General features: G+C 73.3%; 14 protein-coding genes. 9 read left to right on the top strand and 5 right to left on the bottom strand.

The window, feature by feature from the left end; genetic code table 11:
- Positions 1-15: 15 nt before the first annotated feature.
- Positions 16-786, bottom strand: coding sequence for a type I methionyl aminopeptidase (gene map, locus OG403_RS08660; RefSeq protein WP_329572185.1), 771 nt, complete (start codon positions 784-786; stop codon positions 16-18).
- Positions 787-877: 91 nt separating this feature from the next.
- Between map and OG403_RS08655 the strand changes: the two genes are divergently transcribed.
- The gene (locus tag OG403_RS08655; protein ID WP_329562845.1) at positions 878-1153 is read left to right on the top strand and encodes a helix-turn-helix domain-containing protein; all 276 of its coding nucleotides are present in this window, start codon (positions 878-880) and stop codon (positions 1151-1153) included.
- A gap of 112 nt (positions 1154-1265) precedes the next feature.
- Here the strand turns inward: OG403_RS08655 and OG403_RS08650 are convergent, their stop codons facing one another.
- The 4 genes from OG403_RS08650 to OG403_RS08635 are packed head-to-tail and all read right to left on the bottom strand — an operon-like array spanning position 1266 to position 5141.
- Positions 1266-1949, bottom strand: coding sequence for an ATP-binding cassette domain-containing protein (locus tag OG403_RS08650; RefSeq protein WP_329562843.1), 684 nt, complete (start codon positions 1947-1949; stop codon positions 1266-1268).
- The gene (locus OG403_RS08645; RefSeq protein WP_329562841.1) at positions 1946-2791 is read right to left on the bottom strand and encodes an ABC transporter ATP-binding protein; all 846 of its coding nucleotides are present in this window, start codon (positions 2789-2791) and stop codon (positions 1946-1948) included. Before OG403_RS08645 ends, OG403_RS08650 begins: the two co-directional genes overlap by 4 nt.
- Positions 2792-2802: 11 nt before the next feature.
- Positions 2803-4644: an ABC transporter permease subunit gene (locus OG403_RS08640; RefSeq protein ID WP_329562839.1), complete on the bottom strand. Its 1842-nt coding sequence runs from the start codon at positions 4642-4644 to the stop codon at positions 2803-2805.
- Positions 4644-5141, bottom strand: coding sequence for a hypothetical protein (locus OG403_RS08635; RefSeq protein WP_442911055.1), 498 nt, complete (start codon positions 5139-5141; stop codon positions 4644-4646). Before OG403_RS08635 ends, OG403_RS08640 begins: the two co-directional genes overlap by 1 nt.
- A 161-nt stretch (positions 5142-5302) precedes the next feature.
- Here OG403_RS08635 and OG403_RS08630 point away from each other — a divergent pair, with 161 nt between their 5' ends.
- The 8 genes from OG403_RS08630 to OG403_RS08595 all read left to right on the top strand — a co-directional run bounded on the left by OG403_RS08630 (position 5303) and on the right by OG403_RS08595 (position 13135).
- A complete protein-coding gene (locus OG403_RS08630) occupies positions 5303-5929 on the top strand; it encodes a hypothetical protein (RefSeq protein WP_329562836.1) in 627 nt (208 codons plus the stop codon).
- Complete coding sequence (locus OG403_RS08625; RefSeq protein WP_442911054.1) at positions 5926-7281, top strand: ABC transporter substrate-binding protein; 1356 nt, start codon at positions 5926-5928, stop codon at positions 7279-7281. Before OG403_RS08630 ends, OG403_RS08625 begins: the two co-directional genes overlap by 4 nt.
- Before the next feature lie 214 nt (positions 7282-7495).
- A complete protein-coding gene (locus tag OG403_RS08620) occupies positions 7496-8410 on the top strand; it encodes a carbohydrate ABC transporter permease (RefSeq protein ID WP_329562834.1) in 915 nt (304 codons plus the stop codon).
- Positions 8411-8534: 124 nt separating this feature from the next.
- Positions 8535-9848, top strand: a complete 1314-nt coding sequence (locus OG403_RS08615; protein ID WP_329562833.1) for an extracellular solute-binding protein — start codon at positions 8535-8537, stop codon at positions 9846-9848.
- Positions 9845-10705 carry a carbohydrate ABC transporter permease gene (locus OG403_RS08610; RefSeq protein WP_329562831.1) on the top strand — a complete coding sequence of 287 codons (861 nt, stop codon included), beginning with the start codon at positions 9845-9847 and terminating at the stop codon, positions 10703-10705. The genes OG403_RS08615 and OG403_RS08610 overlap by 4 nt, the downstream gene beginning before the upstream one ends.
- A 16-nt stretch (positions 10706-10721) precedes the next feature.
- On the top strand, positions 10722-11420 hold the full coding sequence (locus OG403_RS08605; protein ID WP_329562829.1) for an HAD family hydrolase: 699 nt from the start codon (positions 10722-10724) through the stop codon (positions 11418-11420).
- A gap of 9 nt (positions 11421-11429) precedes the next feature.
- A complete protein-coding gene (locus OG403_RS08600) occupies positions 11430-12701 on the top strand; it encodes an MBL fold metallo-hydrolase (protein WP_329562828.1) in 1272 nt (423 codons plus the stop codon).
- A 203-nt stretch (positions 12702-12904) separates the two neighbouring features.
- The gene (locus tag OG403_RS08595; RefSeq protein ID WP_329562826.1) at positions 12905-13135 is read left to right on the top strand and encodes a hypothetical protein; all 231 of its coding nucleotides are present in this window, start codon (positions 12905-12907) and stop codon (positions 13133-13135) included.
- Positions 13136-13160: the final 25 nt, after the last annotated feature.

Raw genomic sequence — 13160 nt, 5'->3', positions numbered from 1 at the left:
TCGGCGGGGCCGGCCTCAGGACGGCAGGGTGAGGAAGCGCGGGCCGTCCTGCGTGATGGCGACCGTGTGCTCGGCGTGGGCGCCGCGGCTGCCGTCGTCGGTCAGCAGCGACCAGCCGTCCGCGGCGACCCGGTAGCTGTCCCGGCCGCCGGCCAGGAACATCGGCTCGATGGCGAGCACCATGCCGTGCCGCAGCCGCATGCCGCGTCCGGGGCGGCCGTCGTTCGCCACGTGCGGGTCCTCGTGCATGCTGCGGCCCACGCCGTGCCCGCCGAAGCCGGCGAGGATGCCGTAGCCCGCGGCGCGTCCCACGCTGCCGATCGCGTGCGAGATGTCGCCGATCCGGGCGTCCACCACGGCGGCGGCGATGCCCGCCGCCAGTGCGCGCTCGGTGGTGTCGATCAGCGCGAGGTCGGCGGGGCGGGGCGTGCCGACCGTGAAGCTGATCGCCGCGTCGCCGGCCCAACCGCCCAGCTGGGCCCCGCAGTCGATGCCGACCAGGTCACCGTCGCGCAGCCGGTAGTCGGTCGGGATGCCGTGCACCACGGCGTCGTTGACCGAGCTGCAGATCACCCCGGGAAACGGTGTGTCGGCGAAGTCGGGGCGGTAGCCGAGAAACGGCGAGGTGGCCCCGGCGGCGCGCAGCACGTCGCGCGCCACCTCGTCCAGCTCCTTGAGCGAGACCCCCACCGCCGCCGCCCGCCGGACGGCGTCGAGCGCGTCGCCGACGACCCGCCCGGCCTCGCGCATGGCCTCCAGTGCCGCGTCCGTCTTGATCTCCACCATGGCCGACCGCCCTCTGCTCTCCACCGTACCCAATTCTTATACCGGTATTTCTATCACGGTCTCGATGGTCGCGGGAGCTAGACTGACTGGCATGGTGCGCACCCCTCTCACTCCGCTGGAACGCGAACGCGGCGAACGGCTCGGCACCCTGCTCCGGCAGGCCCGGGGGGATCGCAGCATGGTCGAGGTAGCGGCGCAGGCGGGCCTGTCGGCCGAGACGCTGCGCAAGATCGAGACCGGCCGGGCACCAACCCCGGCCTTCTTCACGGTGGTTGCGATCGCCGGGGCGCTGGGCCTGTCGCTGGACGAGCTGGCGGTGCTCTGCTCGCCGCTCGAGCCCGGGGGTGCCGAGCTGCTCTCGGCGTAGCGGAGTTCAGCGCGGCAGGCGCGCCCGCAAGCTGGTGACGCTCGGCGCGGCAGGCGCGCTCGCAGGCCGGTGAGGATCAGCTCCAGGCCGGCGGCGATGGCCTGACCAACCGTCACTTCACGGAAGTCCGCTGCCCGTGCCGCAGTTCACCCGCCTCGCCGAGCCAGACCAGCCGGCCGCGCTCCAGTACGTGCACCAGGGCGTCGTCGTCCGCCCAGGCCGGCAGGGTGCGGGCGGTCAGCAGGACCGCGCGGCCGGTCCGGGCGCGCTCGGTGAGCAGTCGGCGCAGGTGGGCCACCACGGCGGGGGCCAGGCCGCGTTCGGGCTCGTCGAGCAGCAGTAGTGCCGGGTCGCTCAGTAGTGCTCGGGTGAGTGCGACCAACTGCTGCTGACCGCCGGAGAGTTCGGTGCAGCGGTGGCCGAACAGCGCGTTCAGCTCCGGGAATTCGGCCGCCGCGCGCTCGGGGCGGCCGGACAGGCTCAGCGTCTCGGCCACCGTCAGGGTCGAGAAGACCGCCCGGCGGGCCGGGACCAGGACCACGCCGAGTGCGGCCCGGCGGTGGGCGGGCAGGGCGGTGACGTCGCGTCCGGCCACGGTGACCCGGCCCTGGTGCGGGCGGGCCAGGCCGGCCAGGGTGGCCAGGACGGTGGAGCGCCCGGAGCCGTTGCGGCCGACCAGGAACCCCAGTCGCCCGTTCGGGCAGCGCACGTCCACCCCGTGCAGCCGCTCCGCCAGCCCGTCGCGGACCCGCACGCCGCGCAACTCGGCGGCCAGGCCGCTCGCCCGGGTGCTCACCAGAGCCGCCGGACCCGCTGGTCGGCGAGCACCCGCCCGCTCGGACCGTGGGCCACCACCCGGCCGGCGTCCAGCACGTAGGCGAACTCGGCGAGCCGGGCGACCAGCCCGAGGTCGTGCTCCACCAGCAGCACGCCCGCCCCCTCGCGGGCCACCCCGGCGAGCACCCGGGCGACCCAGGCGACCTGGCCCGCGTCGAGCCCGACCGAGACCTCGTCCACCAGCAGCACCCGCGGTGCCCCGGCCAGCGCGCGGGCCAGCTCGACCAGTCGGAGCACCCCGAGCGGCAGGTCGCCCGCCGAGCGGTCGGCCAGCGGGGTGAGGCCCAGCAGCCGCAGCGCGGTGGCCACCCGGCCGTGGTGCACCGCCGCCGAAGCCGTCGCCGAAGCCGTCGCCGAAGCCGCCGCCGGAGCCGCCGCCGGAGCTCGGCCCCCGGTCAGCGACCAGGCCGCTGCCCGCACCCGGAGCACGGCGCCGGCCGGCCCGCTGGGATGCTGCTGCTCGGCGCCGACCAGGACGTTCTCCGCGACCGTCAACTCGGGGAAGACCGCCACCTGCTGGAAGGTCCGGGCGATGCCGAGCCGGGCCCGCCGGTGGCAGGGGGCCCGGGTGAGGTCGCGGTCGTCGAGCAGGATCCGCCCGCAGTCGGGCCGGGCCAGCCCGCTGAGGCAGTCGAGCAGCACGCTCTTTCCCGCGCCGTTCGGGCCGACCAGCGCGGTCACCCGGCCGGGACGGACCACCAGGTCCACCCCGTCGACCACCGCCACCCCGCCGAGCCGCCGCACCACCCCGCGCCCGGCCAGCGTCGCCCCGCCGGTCCCGCTCGCCCTGACCCCGCTCACCCCGGCCCCGCTCACCCCGCCACCGCCCGCCGCACCCACCCCGCCAGCCCGCCCGGCAGCCACCCCGCCCCCGCCGCGAGGGCGCCCACCACCACCGCCGACATCCCCGGCACGGTCGCCGCGTCCAGCCCCACCAGGGCGAACGCCGCCAGCACCGCGCCCACCGCGCTGTCCACCCCGGCCACCACCACGGCCGCGAACCAGAGCAGCCCCTGCACCGGATCGAAGACCGAGGCGTCGAAGGCCTCGCCGCCCAGCGCGAGCAGCACCCCGCCCGCACCCGCCAGGCCCGCGCCCAGCCCGAAGACCAGCAGCTTGACCCGGGGGACCGCCACCCCGGCCGCCCAGGCGCCCGCCTCGTGGTCGCGCATCGCCACCAGCGAGCGGCCCAGCCGCCCCCGCCGCACCGCCGCCACCAGCAGCGCTCCCACCGCGAGCACCGCCAGCTCGGCCGCGTAGAAGGCGTGGTCGCCACGGAGGAAGGCGGGCCGCCGCACCGTCAGCCCGGCGGTCGCGTAGGGCTGCTCGAAGACGAAGCGGCTCAGCCCGACCGCGAGTGCGAAGGTCACCAGCGCCAGCACCAGCCCGCGCCGGTGCACCACGGGCCAGCCGATCAGCAGCCCGGCCGCCGCCAGCCCCAGCACCGTCACCACCAGCGCCGCGCCCACCGGCACCCGCCCGGAGGCGAGCAGCGCGGCGGCCAGCGCGCCGAGGCCCGCGAAGGCGCCCTGGGCCAGCGAGACCAGTCCGCCGCCGCCGGTCACCAGCACCACCGAGAGCAGGATCAGGGCCAGCCCCGGCACGGTCAGCACGGCCCGCACCCCGCCCGCCCGCAGCGCCAGCGGGGTGAGCAGCGCGAGCGCACACGCACCGGCCGCCCAGCCGCCGCCACCGCGGCGTCGCGCCCCGAGCTGCGGCAGTCCGCCGCCGCCCAGCAGCCCCTGCTCGTCGAAGCCCGGCACGAAGCCCCACGGCACCAGGGCCGCCACCAGCAGTGCCACCGCGAAGAGGTTGGACTGCACGGCGTTCAGCAGCGGCCCGAGCGTGCCGGGCGGGTGCGGCCAGCTCAGCTCGGACTGGCCGATGCCCAGCGCCAGCCCGACGGCCACCGCGATCGGCAGGCTGTAGAACCGGGCCGCCACGGCGACCGCCAGGGTCTCCATCACCAGCAGCGGCAGCCCGTACGGGTCGAGCAGCACGTACGGCGCCAGCAGCACGCCCACCAGGGCGGCCATGAAGGAGCCGAAGGCCCAGCCGACCGCCGCCACCCGCCCGGCGTTCACCCCGGCCAGCTCGGCCAGCGCCGGATCGGCGGAGACCGCCCTGGCCCGCACCCCGAACCGGGTCCACCGCCCCACCGCCCACAGCGCCACCGCGATCACCAGCACGGTGCCGAGCTGGGCCGCCGCGTCCACCCGCAGCAGATGGCCGCCGGGCAGCGTGACGGTGCGCGCCGGGACCAGCGCGGGCACGTCGGCCAGCGGCGTGGTGCCCCAGACCGCCGCGACCGCCCCGATCAGCAGCACCAGCACGCCGACACAGGCGACCACCACCTCGCCGATCCCCGCCTGGCGCCGCCGCAGCGGTCCGAAGACGGCCAGTTGGAGCAGGACGCCCAGGCCGGGCGCGACCACCAGCAGGCAGAGCACCGCGCCCCAGCCCACCGGCCAGCCGCGCACCACCACCAGCTCGCGCAGCAGATAGGCGATGAAGACGGCGATGCCGCCCTGGGCGAGGTTGAGCACCCCGGTCAGCCGGTAGCAGACCACCAGCCCGACCCCGCTGAGCGCCGCCGCGCTGCCGACGGCCACGCCCGCCAGCGCGAAGTCGACCGCCGGCCCGAGGTCGGCCATCAGGCCGGGCCCTCGGCCGGCAGCACGTCCGGCTCGCAGACCGGGCACGGCGCCAGCCCGCGGGCCCGCACCGCCTCGCCGTCGACCGGGACGGCCTGCGGCTTGCCCGCCACCAGCGGGCAGCCGGGGCGGTGGCAGAGCGTGCCGCCGGGCACCGCGACCAGGGCGCCGCCGGGCACCACCGGCTCGTCGCCGCTCTCGGGCGGCTGCCCCTCGGTGGCGGTCCGCTCGGCCGGGGGACCGGCGACGGGAGCGGCGGCGGTCACCGCGCCCGCGCCCGGTGTGCGCAGCGCCGCCCAGACCACGCCCGCCACGATCAGCGCCGCGCCCGGCGCGGTGGCGGAGGCGAGGTAGGGGAGCTGCCGGGCGGGCAGCCGCTCGCCGGAGACGGCGTACCAGCCGAGCACGCACAGCGCCGCACCCAGCAGCGCCAGCAGCCAGCCGAACGGCGCGCCGGCGAGCAGGCGGGTGAGGGCCGGGCGCCCCGAGCCGTCCATCGCGGTCCTCTCCTGTCGCTCCATCAGGGGGTCTCCCCGTCAGGGGTCGCTCGTCAGGGGGCCGCCGCCTCGCTGTCGTGTTGCGGGTGACCGGGCGATCGGCCTTCATAGTGTCACCTGCGTCACACTCGGTCGCAGCGCGACACCAGGCGGAGAAACCCATGCGCACCATGCCCCACGACCGGCCGGCCGACCCGGCGCGAAGCCCGTCCGCAGAGCCGCGATCCCACTCGTCCGGACGTCTGCCGGTCCTGCGGACGGTGGCCGCGGTGTTCGGGGTGCTGCTGCTGGTGGCGTCCTGTTCGAGCAGCACGAAGAGCAGCTCGAGCGCCAGCCCGACGCCTGCGGCGAGCAGCATGGCCGCTTCCGCCGCCTCCGCCTCCGCGGCTTCGCCGACCCCGACCGGCACCGCGCCGGCCGATGTGGCCGCGGCGACCACGCAGGTCACCCAGAACTGGGAGAGCTTCTTCTCCGCGAGCACGCCGATCAACGTCAAGGCCACGCTGCTGCAGAACGGCAGCCAGCTCCAGCCGCTGCTCCAGAGCTTCGCCAACGACCCGCAGATCTCGCAGATCAGCGCGCAGGTCACCAACGTCCAGTTCACCTCCGCCAGCACCGCGACGGTCACCTACAACCTCTCGGTGCAGGGCCAGGTGGTGCAGTCGAACGCGGCGGGCCAGGCGCTGCTGATCAACGGCACCTGGGTGGTCTCGCAGGCCACGCTCTGCGCGCTGGTCGCGCAGAGCGGCAACACCGCGGCCAGCGTGGTGCCCGGGTGCAGCAGCTGACCTGCACGCGTCCGAGCAGGGTGGCCGCCGCGCTGGCGGCCACCCTGCTCGTGCTCTGCGGCTCGCTGTCCGGCTGCGGCACCCGGCTGCCCGAGAGCGACTTCGCCGCACCGGGCCCGACCGCCACCGGCGGCAACCCGGCCAGCGACACCGGGGTGACGCCGAGTCAGATCACGATCGGCATCGTCACCTCGCTGACCAGTCCGCTCGGCACCGAGGTGCTCTCCGGCCCCCGGTACGGCGCGCTGGCCTTCTTCCAGGCGCTGAACGCGGCCGGCGGGCTGCACGGGCGGACCGTGCGGGTGGTGACCTGCGACGACTCCGGCAGCGGGCTCGGCAACCAGCAATGCGTCCACCAACTGATCGACCAGGACCGGGTGTTCGCCTTCGCCGCGGGCAGCGTGCTGGACTACGCGGGCGCCCCGTACGTCAGCGGCAAGGCGGTGCCGGACGTGGGCAGCCAGCCGGTGGGCACCGAGTACCAGCGCTACCCGCACCTGTACGGGATCTACGGGAGCAACGCCCCGCGCGACGGCCGGTCGGTCGGCTGGGACGGGACGCTCTTCCTGACCACCGAGGTCTACCGGTTCTTCAAGCAGCGGCTGGGCGTGCGGCGGGCCGCGGTGGTCGCCTACAACCAGGCGGAGTCGCTGAGTTACGCGCAGCAGATCGAGCAGGGCCTGACGGCCGAGGGCTACCACGTACTGACGCAGACGGTGGACCTGGCGCTGCCCGCCTTCGCCACGGTGGCCACCGCGATGGCCTCCGACGGGACCCAGATCGTCTTCGACGCGATGGACACCCAGGGCAACGCCGGGCTCTGCCAGGCACTTGACGCGGCCGGGGTGAAACTCGCCGCCAAGGTCACCAACGTGCAGAACTGGACCCAGACGGTCAGCCGCGACTACGCGGCGGCGCCGGGCTGCCGCGCCGCCCTGTGGGCGACCTCGGCCAGCCGCAACTACGCGGACACCCAGTACCCCGCAGTCCAGCAGTTCCGCAGTGCCGTGCGCCGCTACTATCCGGAGCGCGAACCGCTTTTGTCGGCTTGGGAGTTGGAGGGCTGGGCCGGGGCCCAGTGGCTGACCGACGCGATGGACTCCTGCGGGGCGGCGCTGACCCGGGCCTGTGCGGAGCGATTCATGAACCGCGCCCAGCCCTATGACGCCCACGGACTGCTGATCCCCGCCGACTTCACCCCCGAGCCGCGCCCCAGCGGGCCGACCCGGGCCTGCCTGGACGTGGCCCGCTGGCAGGACAGCACCCCGGCGGGCGGGCCGGGTTGGGTCACCCAGGTTCCGGACATGGACACCAACTGCTTCGAGGTCCCGCAGTTGCCCTATCGACCGTGACTCGACCGTGACCCGATCACCCAATGACGATCTGTCAGCATTGGTCCGTATTCAGCGGCCTGAGGGTAGAGGGTGGCCAATATTTCAGAATTTCACAGGTCCTTGATCATCCGATACTGATTGGCCAATTGTTCATCGGGTAGCCATCTGTAGGCTATCTACGCGCGTTTCACTCTGAGCCGTCGAAGAAGCACGAGTGCAAAGAGACGGTGCCATGGCGCAGTTGAGCGAGCGGGTCCGGCGGCGCAGCCGGCCGCGTGAGGGATGGGCCGGGTGGCTGTACACGGCGCCGGCGCTGCTGATCTTCTCGGTCTTCATCATCGGACCGACCGCCTACACGCTCTACATCAGCACCTTCCACTGGAACACGCTCAACCCGTCGATGTCCAGCTTCATCGGCGCGGACAACTACAAGGCGCTGTTCCAGTCCAGCACGCCCAGCTTCCTGACCAGCGCCCTGAATTCGCTCTACTACTGCGCGGCCATGGTGATCGGCGGCACCGCGATCTCGCTGGCGCTGGCCGTGCTGCTGCAGCGCGGCGGGCGGCTGCTGAACGCCAGCCGGGTCGCCATCTTCGCGCCGCACGCCACCCCGATCGTGGCCACCTCGCTCGCCTGGGTCTGGCTCTTCAATCCCCAGTTCGGGCTGATCGACGAGGTGTTGAAGCACCTGCACCTGCCCACCTCGCAGTTCCTCTTCTCCAGCACCTGGGCGATGCCCTCGGTGATCGTCTACAGCCTCTGGCACGAGGTCGGCTTCACCGTGGTGCTCTTCCTCGGTGGACTGGCCGTCGTCTCAGGGGAGTTGAGCGAGGCCGCCCGGGTCGACGGGGCCGGCCCCTGGCAGGAGTTCTGGCACATCACCTGGCCGCAGCTGCGGCCGGTGACGCTCTTCGCGGTGGTGATCACCAGCATCAGCTCGCTGCAGGCCTTCACCCAGTTCTACGAGATGAGCAAGGGCGGCCCGGCCTACGCCACCACCACGCTGAGCTACCTGCTCTACCAGGAGGCGTTCGTCCTCTTCGACACCGGGTACGGTGCCGCGCTGGCCGTGGTGCTCTTCGTGGTCACCGCCGCCTTCACGCTGCTGCAGCGCCGCCTCGGTGACCGGATCGCCGCCGACCTCTGACCCGCACCCGGGTGCGACCCGCCGCTCGTCCCCTGTCGCACCGCTCGTCGTTCGTTCCCCGCCGTACCGCTCGTCCCGTTCGCCTGTCCCCGTCGGTCTCCCCAGACGCGAAAAGGAACCCTCGATGTCCTCCAACCGCAAGCTGCGTCGCACCGCCGCCACCGTGCTGGCCGCGGCCACCGTGCTCGGTGCGCTGAGTGCCTGCTCCTCGTCCAGCAAGTCCAGCGCCGACGCGGGTTCGGGTGGTACCACCACGATCTCGTTCATGCAGATCATGATCAGCGGCACCCAGAAGAGCACCCTGGTCGCGCTGACCAACGCCTTCCAGCAGGCCAACCCGAACATCAAGGTCGACCTGGAGTACCAGCCGGACTACGGCACCCTGCACGCCAAGGAGACGGCCGGCGTCGCGGCCCACAACGCGCCCACCATCGGTCAGGTCTACGAGAGCTGGGCCGCCGAGTACGCCAAGAGCCAGGTGATCCTGCCGGTCAGCCAGTACGCGGGCAGCGACAGCCCGGCCGGGCTGAGCGACTTCTACCAGGGTGTACAGAAGGACCAGCGGCTGCCCGACGGCAAGCTGTGGATGTGGCCGTTCAACAAGAGCGTCCAGGTGCTCTTCTACGACCAGGACATGCTGCAGGCCAAGGGCCAGAGCGCGCCCACCACCTGGGACCAGTTCGCCACCGCCGCCAAGGCGGTCTCCGGCAACGGCGTCACCGCGATCAGCGTCGACCCGGGCACCACCGCCTCGCCGGCCGGCGGCGCGGTCCTGTACGACGCGCTCTGCGCGGCCAACGGCACCCCGGACATCGCCGCCGACGGCACCCCGCAGCTCAACAGCGCCGCCTCGATCCAGGCGCTGACCTACCTGTCCGACCTGAAGAAGGCCGGCGCGCTGGCGGTCGGCACCAACTACCCGGGTGAGACCGCGCTGGGGGCCAAGAAGGGCGCCTTCGACATGTCGAGCGCGGCCGGCTACTACTACGAGAACCAGGCGGTGGGCGGCAAGTTCACCCTGGGCACCGAGGTGCTGCCGACCGGCACCAGCGGCCAGCCGACCAACGTGCTCTCCGGCACCAACATCGCGATGTTCGCCTCGGCCTCCAAGGCCCAGCAGGCGGCGGCCTGGAAGTACATGCAGTTCCTGGCCTCCGCGCAGAGCCAGGCCCAGTGGTCCAGCACCACCGGGTACCTGCCGGTCACCTCGAAGGCGCTCGACCTGATGGGCGACTTCCTGGCCAAGAACCCCTACATGAAGACCGCCGCCGCGGCGCTCGACTACGCCGTGCCGCAGCCGGCCTTCCCGTGGGTCGCCAAGGCCCAGGGCGAGGAGGTCGTCGCGCTGCAGAAGGTGCTGGAGGAGGGCGTCGACCCGGCCACCGCGGCCAACGCCGCCCAGCAGGCCGCCCTGGCGGACCAGAAGGCGGGCCAGTGACCCTCGCAACACCGCCCGTGTCGCGCGGCCGGGGTTCGCTCCGGCCGCGCGGCGCGCTGCGCCGCACGCTGGCCGCGCTGGTCGCGCTGGCCTTCCTCTTCCCGTTCTACTACGTGCTGGTCACCTCGCTGAACTCGGCCTCGCAGTCCAGCACCCTCTCGGACCTGCTGCTGCCGCACTGGCACTGGGAGAACTACAGCCGCGCCTGGGCCGCCGCGCCGTGGCCCCGGCTCTTCCTCAACACGGTGCTGATCGGGGCCTGCACGGTGGTGCTCGCGCTGGCCACCTCGCTGCTGGCCGGATTCGCCTTCGGGGTGATGAAGTTCCGCGGCCGGGGCCTGCTGTTCGCGCTGGTGATGGCGGTGATGATGGTGCCGGGCACGGTGTTGATCATCCCCGACTACCTCATCGCCACCGACATCCACTGGCTGGACACCTACTGGATCCAGATCGTGCCCTGGGGCGCCAGCGTCTTCGGCATCTTCCTGGTCCGGCAGTTCTTCCTCGGCCTGCCCGCCGAACTCTTCGACGCCGCCGAGTTGGACGGCGCCGGACGGTTCCGGATGCTCTGGTCGATCGGCATGCCGCTGGTCCGCCCGGCGATGCTGATCATCGCCCTGCAGATCTTCCTGGCCAGCTGGAACTCCTTCCTGTGGCCGTTCATCATGACCCAGGACCCGAACGTGCAGCCGGTCGAGGTGGGTCTGGCCGCCTTCGCCGGGGCCGACGGAACCGACTACCCCGGGCTCGCCGCCGCGGTGGTCTTCACCACCGTGCCGGTGCTCGCCTTCTTCCTGGTGCTGCAGCGGCACTTCGTCACCGGCGCCATGTCCACCGCAGGAGGCGTCCGTGGCTGACACCACGTCATATCCCGTGCTGATCACCGACTTCGACGGCACGCTGTACCGGGGTGACGCCCCGATCCGGCGCTATGCCGAGCACGCGAGCGCCGCGCTGCCGGCCGCCGACCGGGCCGAACTGCTCGACGGCGTCGAGCGGTTCCTGGCGGTGGGCGCCGCCGCCGGGCCGCTGCTGGCCGAGGCGATCGACGGCTGGGAGGCCGTCGCGGTGCTCGGCCGCAAGGCCGGGCTGGACACCCCCGAACTGAACCGCGCCTTCGCGGCGACCCGCGAGCTGATGCTGGACGCCGCCCGCTGCCCGCTGGAGGTGCCGGCCGGCTACGCCGAGCTGATCACCGAACTGCGCGGCGAGGGCGTGCGGGTGGTGCTGGCCACCAACAGCCCGGCGGCGGGCCTGGACGGGCTGCTGCGGCGGCTCGAACTGCCGCCGCTGCTGGACGCGGTGGTCTCCGGCACCGGAAAGCCCGAGGGCCTGCGGCGCTTGCTACGCGCGGAGAACCCGAACGGCCAGGACGGCCGCCGCGTCTGTGTGATCGGCGACCACTGGCGCAATGACATCGAGCCCGGTCGCGAGGTCGGCGCGCACAGCGCCTACATCGACCGGTTCGGCCGGGCCGACGGCCCCGCCGACGCGATCGCCCCCGCTGTGGAGGGGCTGCTCGACTCCATCCGGACCTGGGCCACGGCCCAGGCGCCGACCGAAAGGAACTGATCACCCCCTATGGCCACCATCGAATTCTGGGGCGGAGTCGGCGTCATCGGCGGCAGCAAGATCCTGGTCCAGCAGGACGGGTACCGCGTGCTGCTGGACATCGGCATCGACATCCCGTCCGGCGCCGACCTGTTCCGCCGCCCGGTGCGCCAGCGCCCCGGGCGGGAGCTGGCCGACCGGCTGCGGCTGGGCGCCGCGCCGGCGCTGCCGGGCCTGTTCAGCCCCGACGCGCTGGAGCCCGGCTCCCCGCTGGCCGAACAGGTCGGCGAGACGGCCGTGTTCGTCAGCCACCCGCACATCGACCACGTGGGCCTGGCCGGCTTCGTCCGCCCCGAGGTGGCCGTACACGCGCACACCGACGCGGTCGACGTGCTGACCGCGCTGGCCGCCACCGGCCAGGGCCTGACCCACGGCGAGCCCGACTGGCAGCGCCTGACGGACGGTCAGCGGGTCACCGTGGGCCCGATGGAGGTGGAGTGCGTCCCGGTCGACCACGACGTGCCGGGCGCCAGCGGCTACCTGGTGCACACGCCCGACGGCACCCTGGTCTTCACCGGTGACTACCGCTTCCACGGCCACCACCCGCGGCGCTCCTGGGACTTCGTCGACCGGGCGGCGGGCAGCGCCGTCCTGGTCACCGAGGGCACCACGCTCGGCTGGGACAACTCGACCGGCCGCCAGCGCGGCGAGGGCGACGTGGCCCGCGACTTCGCCCGCGCCCTGGAGGAGACCGCCGGCCTGGTGCTGCTCTCGCTCTACCCGCGCGACATCGACCGGGTGAAGGACTTCCTGGGGATCGCCGAGGCGGCCGGGCGGCGGATCGTCTGGACCGAGCAGATCGCGGCCTTCCTGCGGCTGGTCGGCGTCGAAGGAGTCCTCTCCCCGACCGAGGTGCCGGCCGCCGAACTGCGCGCCGAGCCGGGCCGCTACGTGGTGATGCCGGACCCCGACGACCTGCCCTCGCTGCTCGACCTGCCGGCCGGCGACGGCTACCCCGCCGCCTGCCTGGTGCACGCCAACGGCGAACCGCTCGGCCCCTTCGAGCCGCGCTGGGCGCCGTTCACCGACTGGCTCGGCGCGCTGGGCATCCCGCTGCGCCAGATCGGCTGCTCGGGCCACGCCTCCCAGGACGATCTGCACCACATGCTGGAGCGGATGCGCCCCGCCACCGTCTTCCCGATCCACACCACCTCGCCCACCCGGCTGCACCCGCCGCGCGGCATGCGCCGGGTGCTGGCCGGCTACGGCAGCAGCTACACCTTCGGCGGCGACGAGATCTGACCGTCCCGTTGCCGTGCGGGTGGCCGCTTCCGTGGCCGCTCCCGTGGCTGTGACGCCATCAGCACACGAGTGTTGCCCGGGTGTTGCGTTCGGCCCAGGGGTGGTGCGTTATCGTCACGCCTGTAGCACCGAACGCCGGCGCCAGCGTCGGCGGCAACGTCGGTGGCATCGTCAGCAATACGGACCTGAGCAGGGGAGACATCGTGCGCGAGTTCTACGAGCGCGAGGAGTTCATCGAGCGCGACCGTGGCTTCTTCGGTGGTGAGGAGATCATCGAGCGCGAGCAGATCGTCGAGCGCGACCGGTTCGGTCGTGAGCGGATCATCGAGCGCGAGGAGATCATCGAGCGTCCGGGTCTCTTCGACGGCCTCTTCGGCGGCGGTCGTGAGGAGATCATCGAGCGCGAGGAGATCATCGACCGGGACTTCTTCTGAGTCGCGCTGGTCGAGGTGCTGGTCG

The organism is Kitasatospora sp. NBC_01266, assembly GCF_036242395.1.
Taxonomy (GTDB): Bacteria; Actinomycetota; Actinomycetes; order Streptomycetales; family Streptomycetaceae; genus Kitasatospora.
This window is presented reverse-complemented; position numbering and strand designations above follow the sequence as displayed.

Excerpts from the sequence above, each read along its gene's own strand:
- OG403_RS08640 (WP_329562839.1), bottom strand. The coding sequence starts at position 4,644 with ATGGCCGACCTCGGGCCGGCGGTCGACTTCGCGCTGGCGGGCGTGGCC.
- OG403_RS08615 (WP_329562833.1), top strand. The coding sequence starts at position 8,535 with ATGTCCTCCAACCGCAAGCTGCGTCGCACCGCCGCCACCGTGCTGGCC.
- OG403_RS08635 (WP_442911055.1), bottom strand. The coding sequence starts at position 5,141 with ATGGACGGCTCGGGGCGCCCGGCCCTCACCCGCCTGCTCGCCGGCGCG.
- OG403_RS08600 (WP_329562828.1), top strand. The coding sequence starts at position 11,430 with ATGGCCACCATCGAATTCTGGGGCGGAGTCGGCGTCATCGGCGGCAGC.
- map (WP_329572185.1), bottom strand. The coding sequence starts at position 786 with ATGGTGGAGATCAAGACGGACGCGGCACTGGAGGCCATGCGCGAGGCC.
- OG403_RS08655 (WP_329562845.1), top strand. The coding sequence starts at position 878 with ATGGTGCGCACCCCTCTCACTCCGCTGGAACGCGAACGCGGCGAACGG.
- OG403_RS08620 (WP_329562834.1), top strand. The coding sequence starts at position 7,496 with ATGGCGCAGTTGAGCGAGCGGGTCCGGCGGCGCAGCCGGCCGCGTGAG.
- OG403_RS08630 (WP_329562836.1), top strand. The coding sequence starts at position 5,303 with ATGCGCACCATGCCCCACGACCGGCCGGCCGACCCGGCGCGAAGCCCG.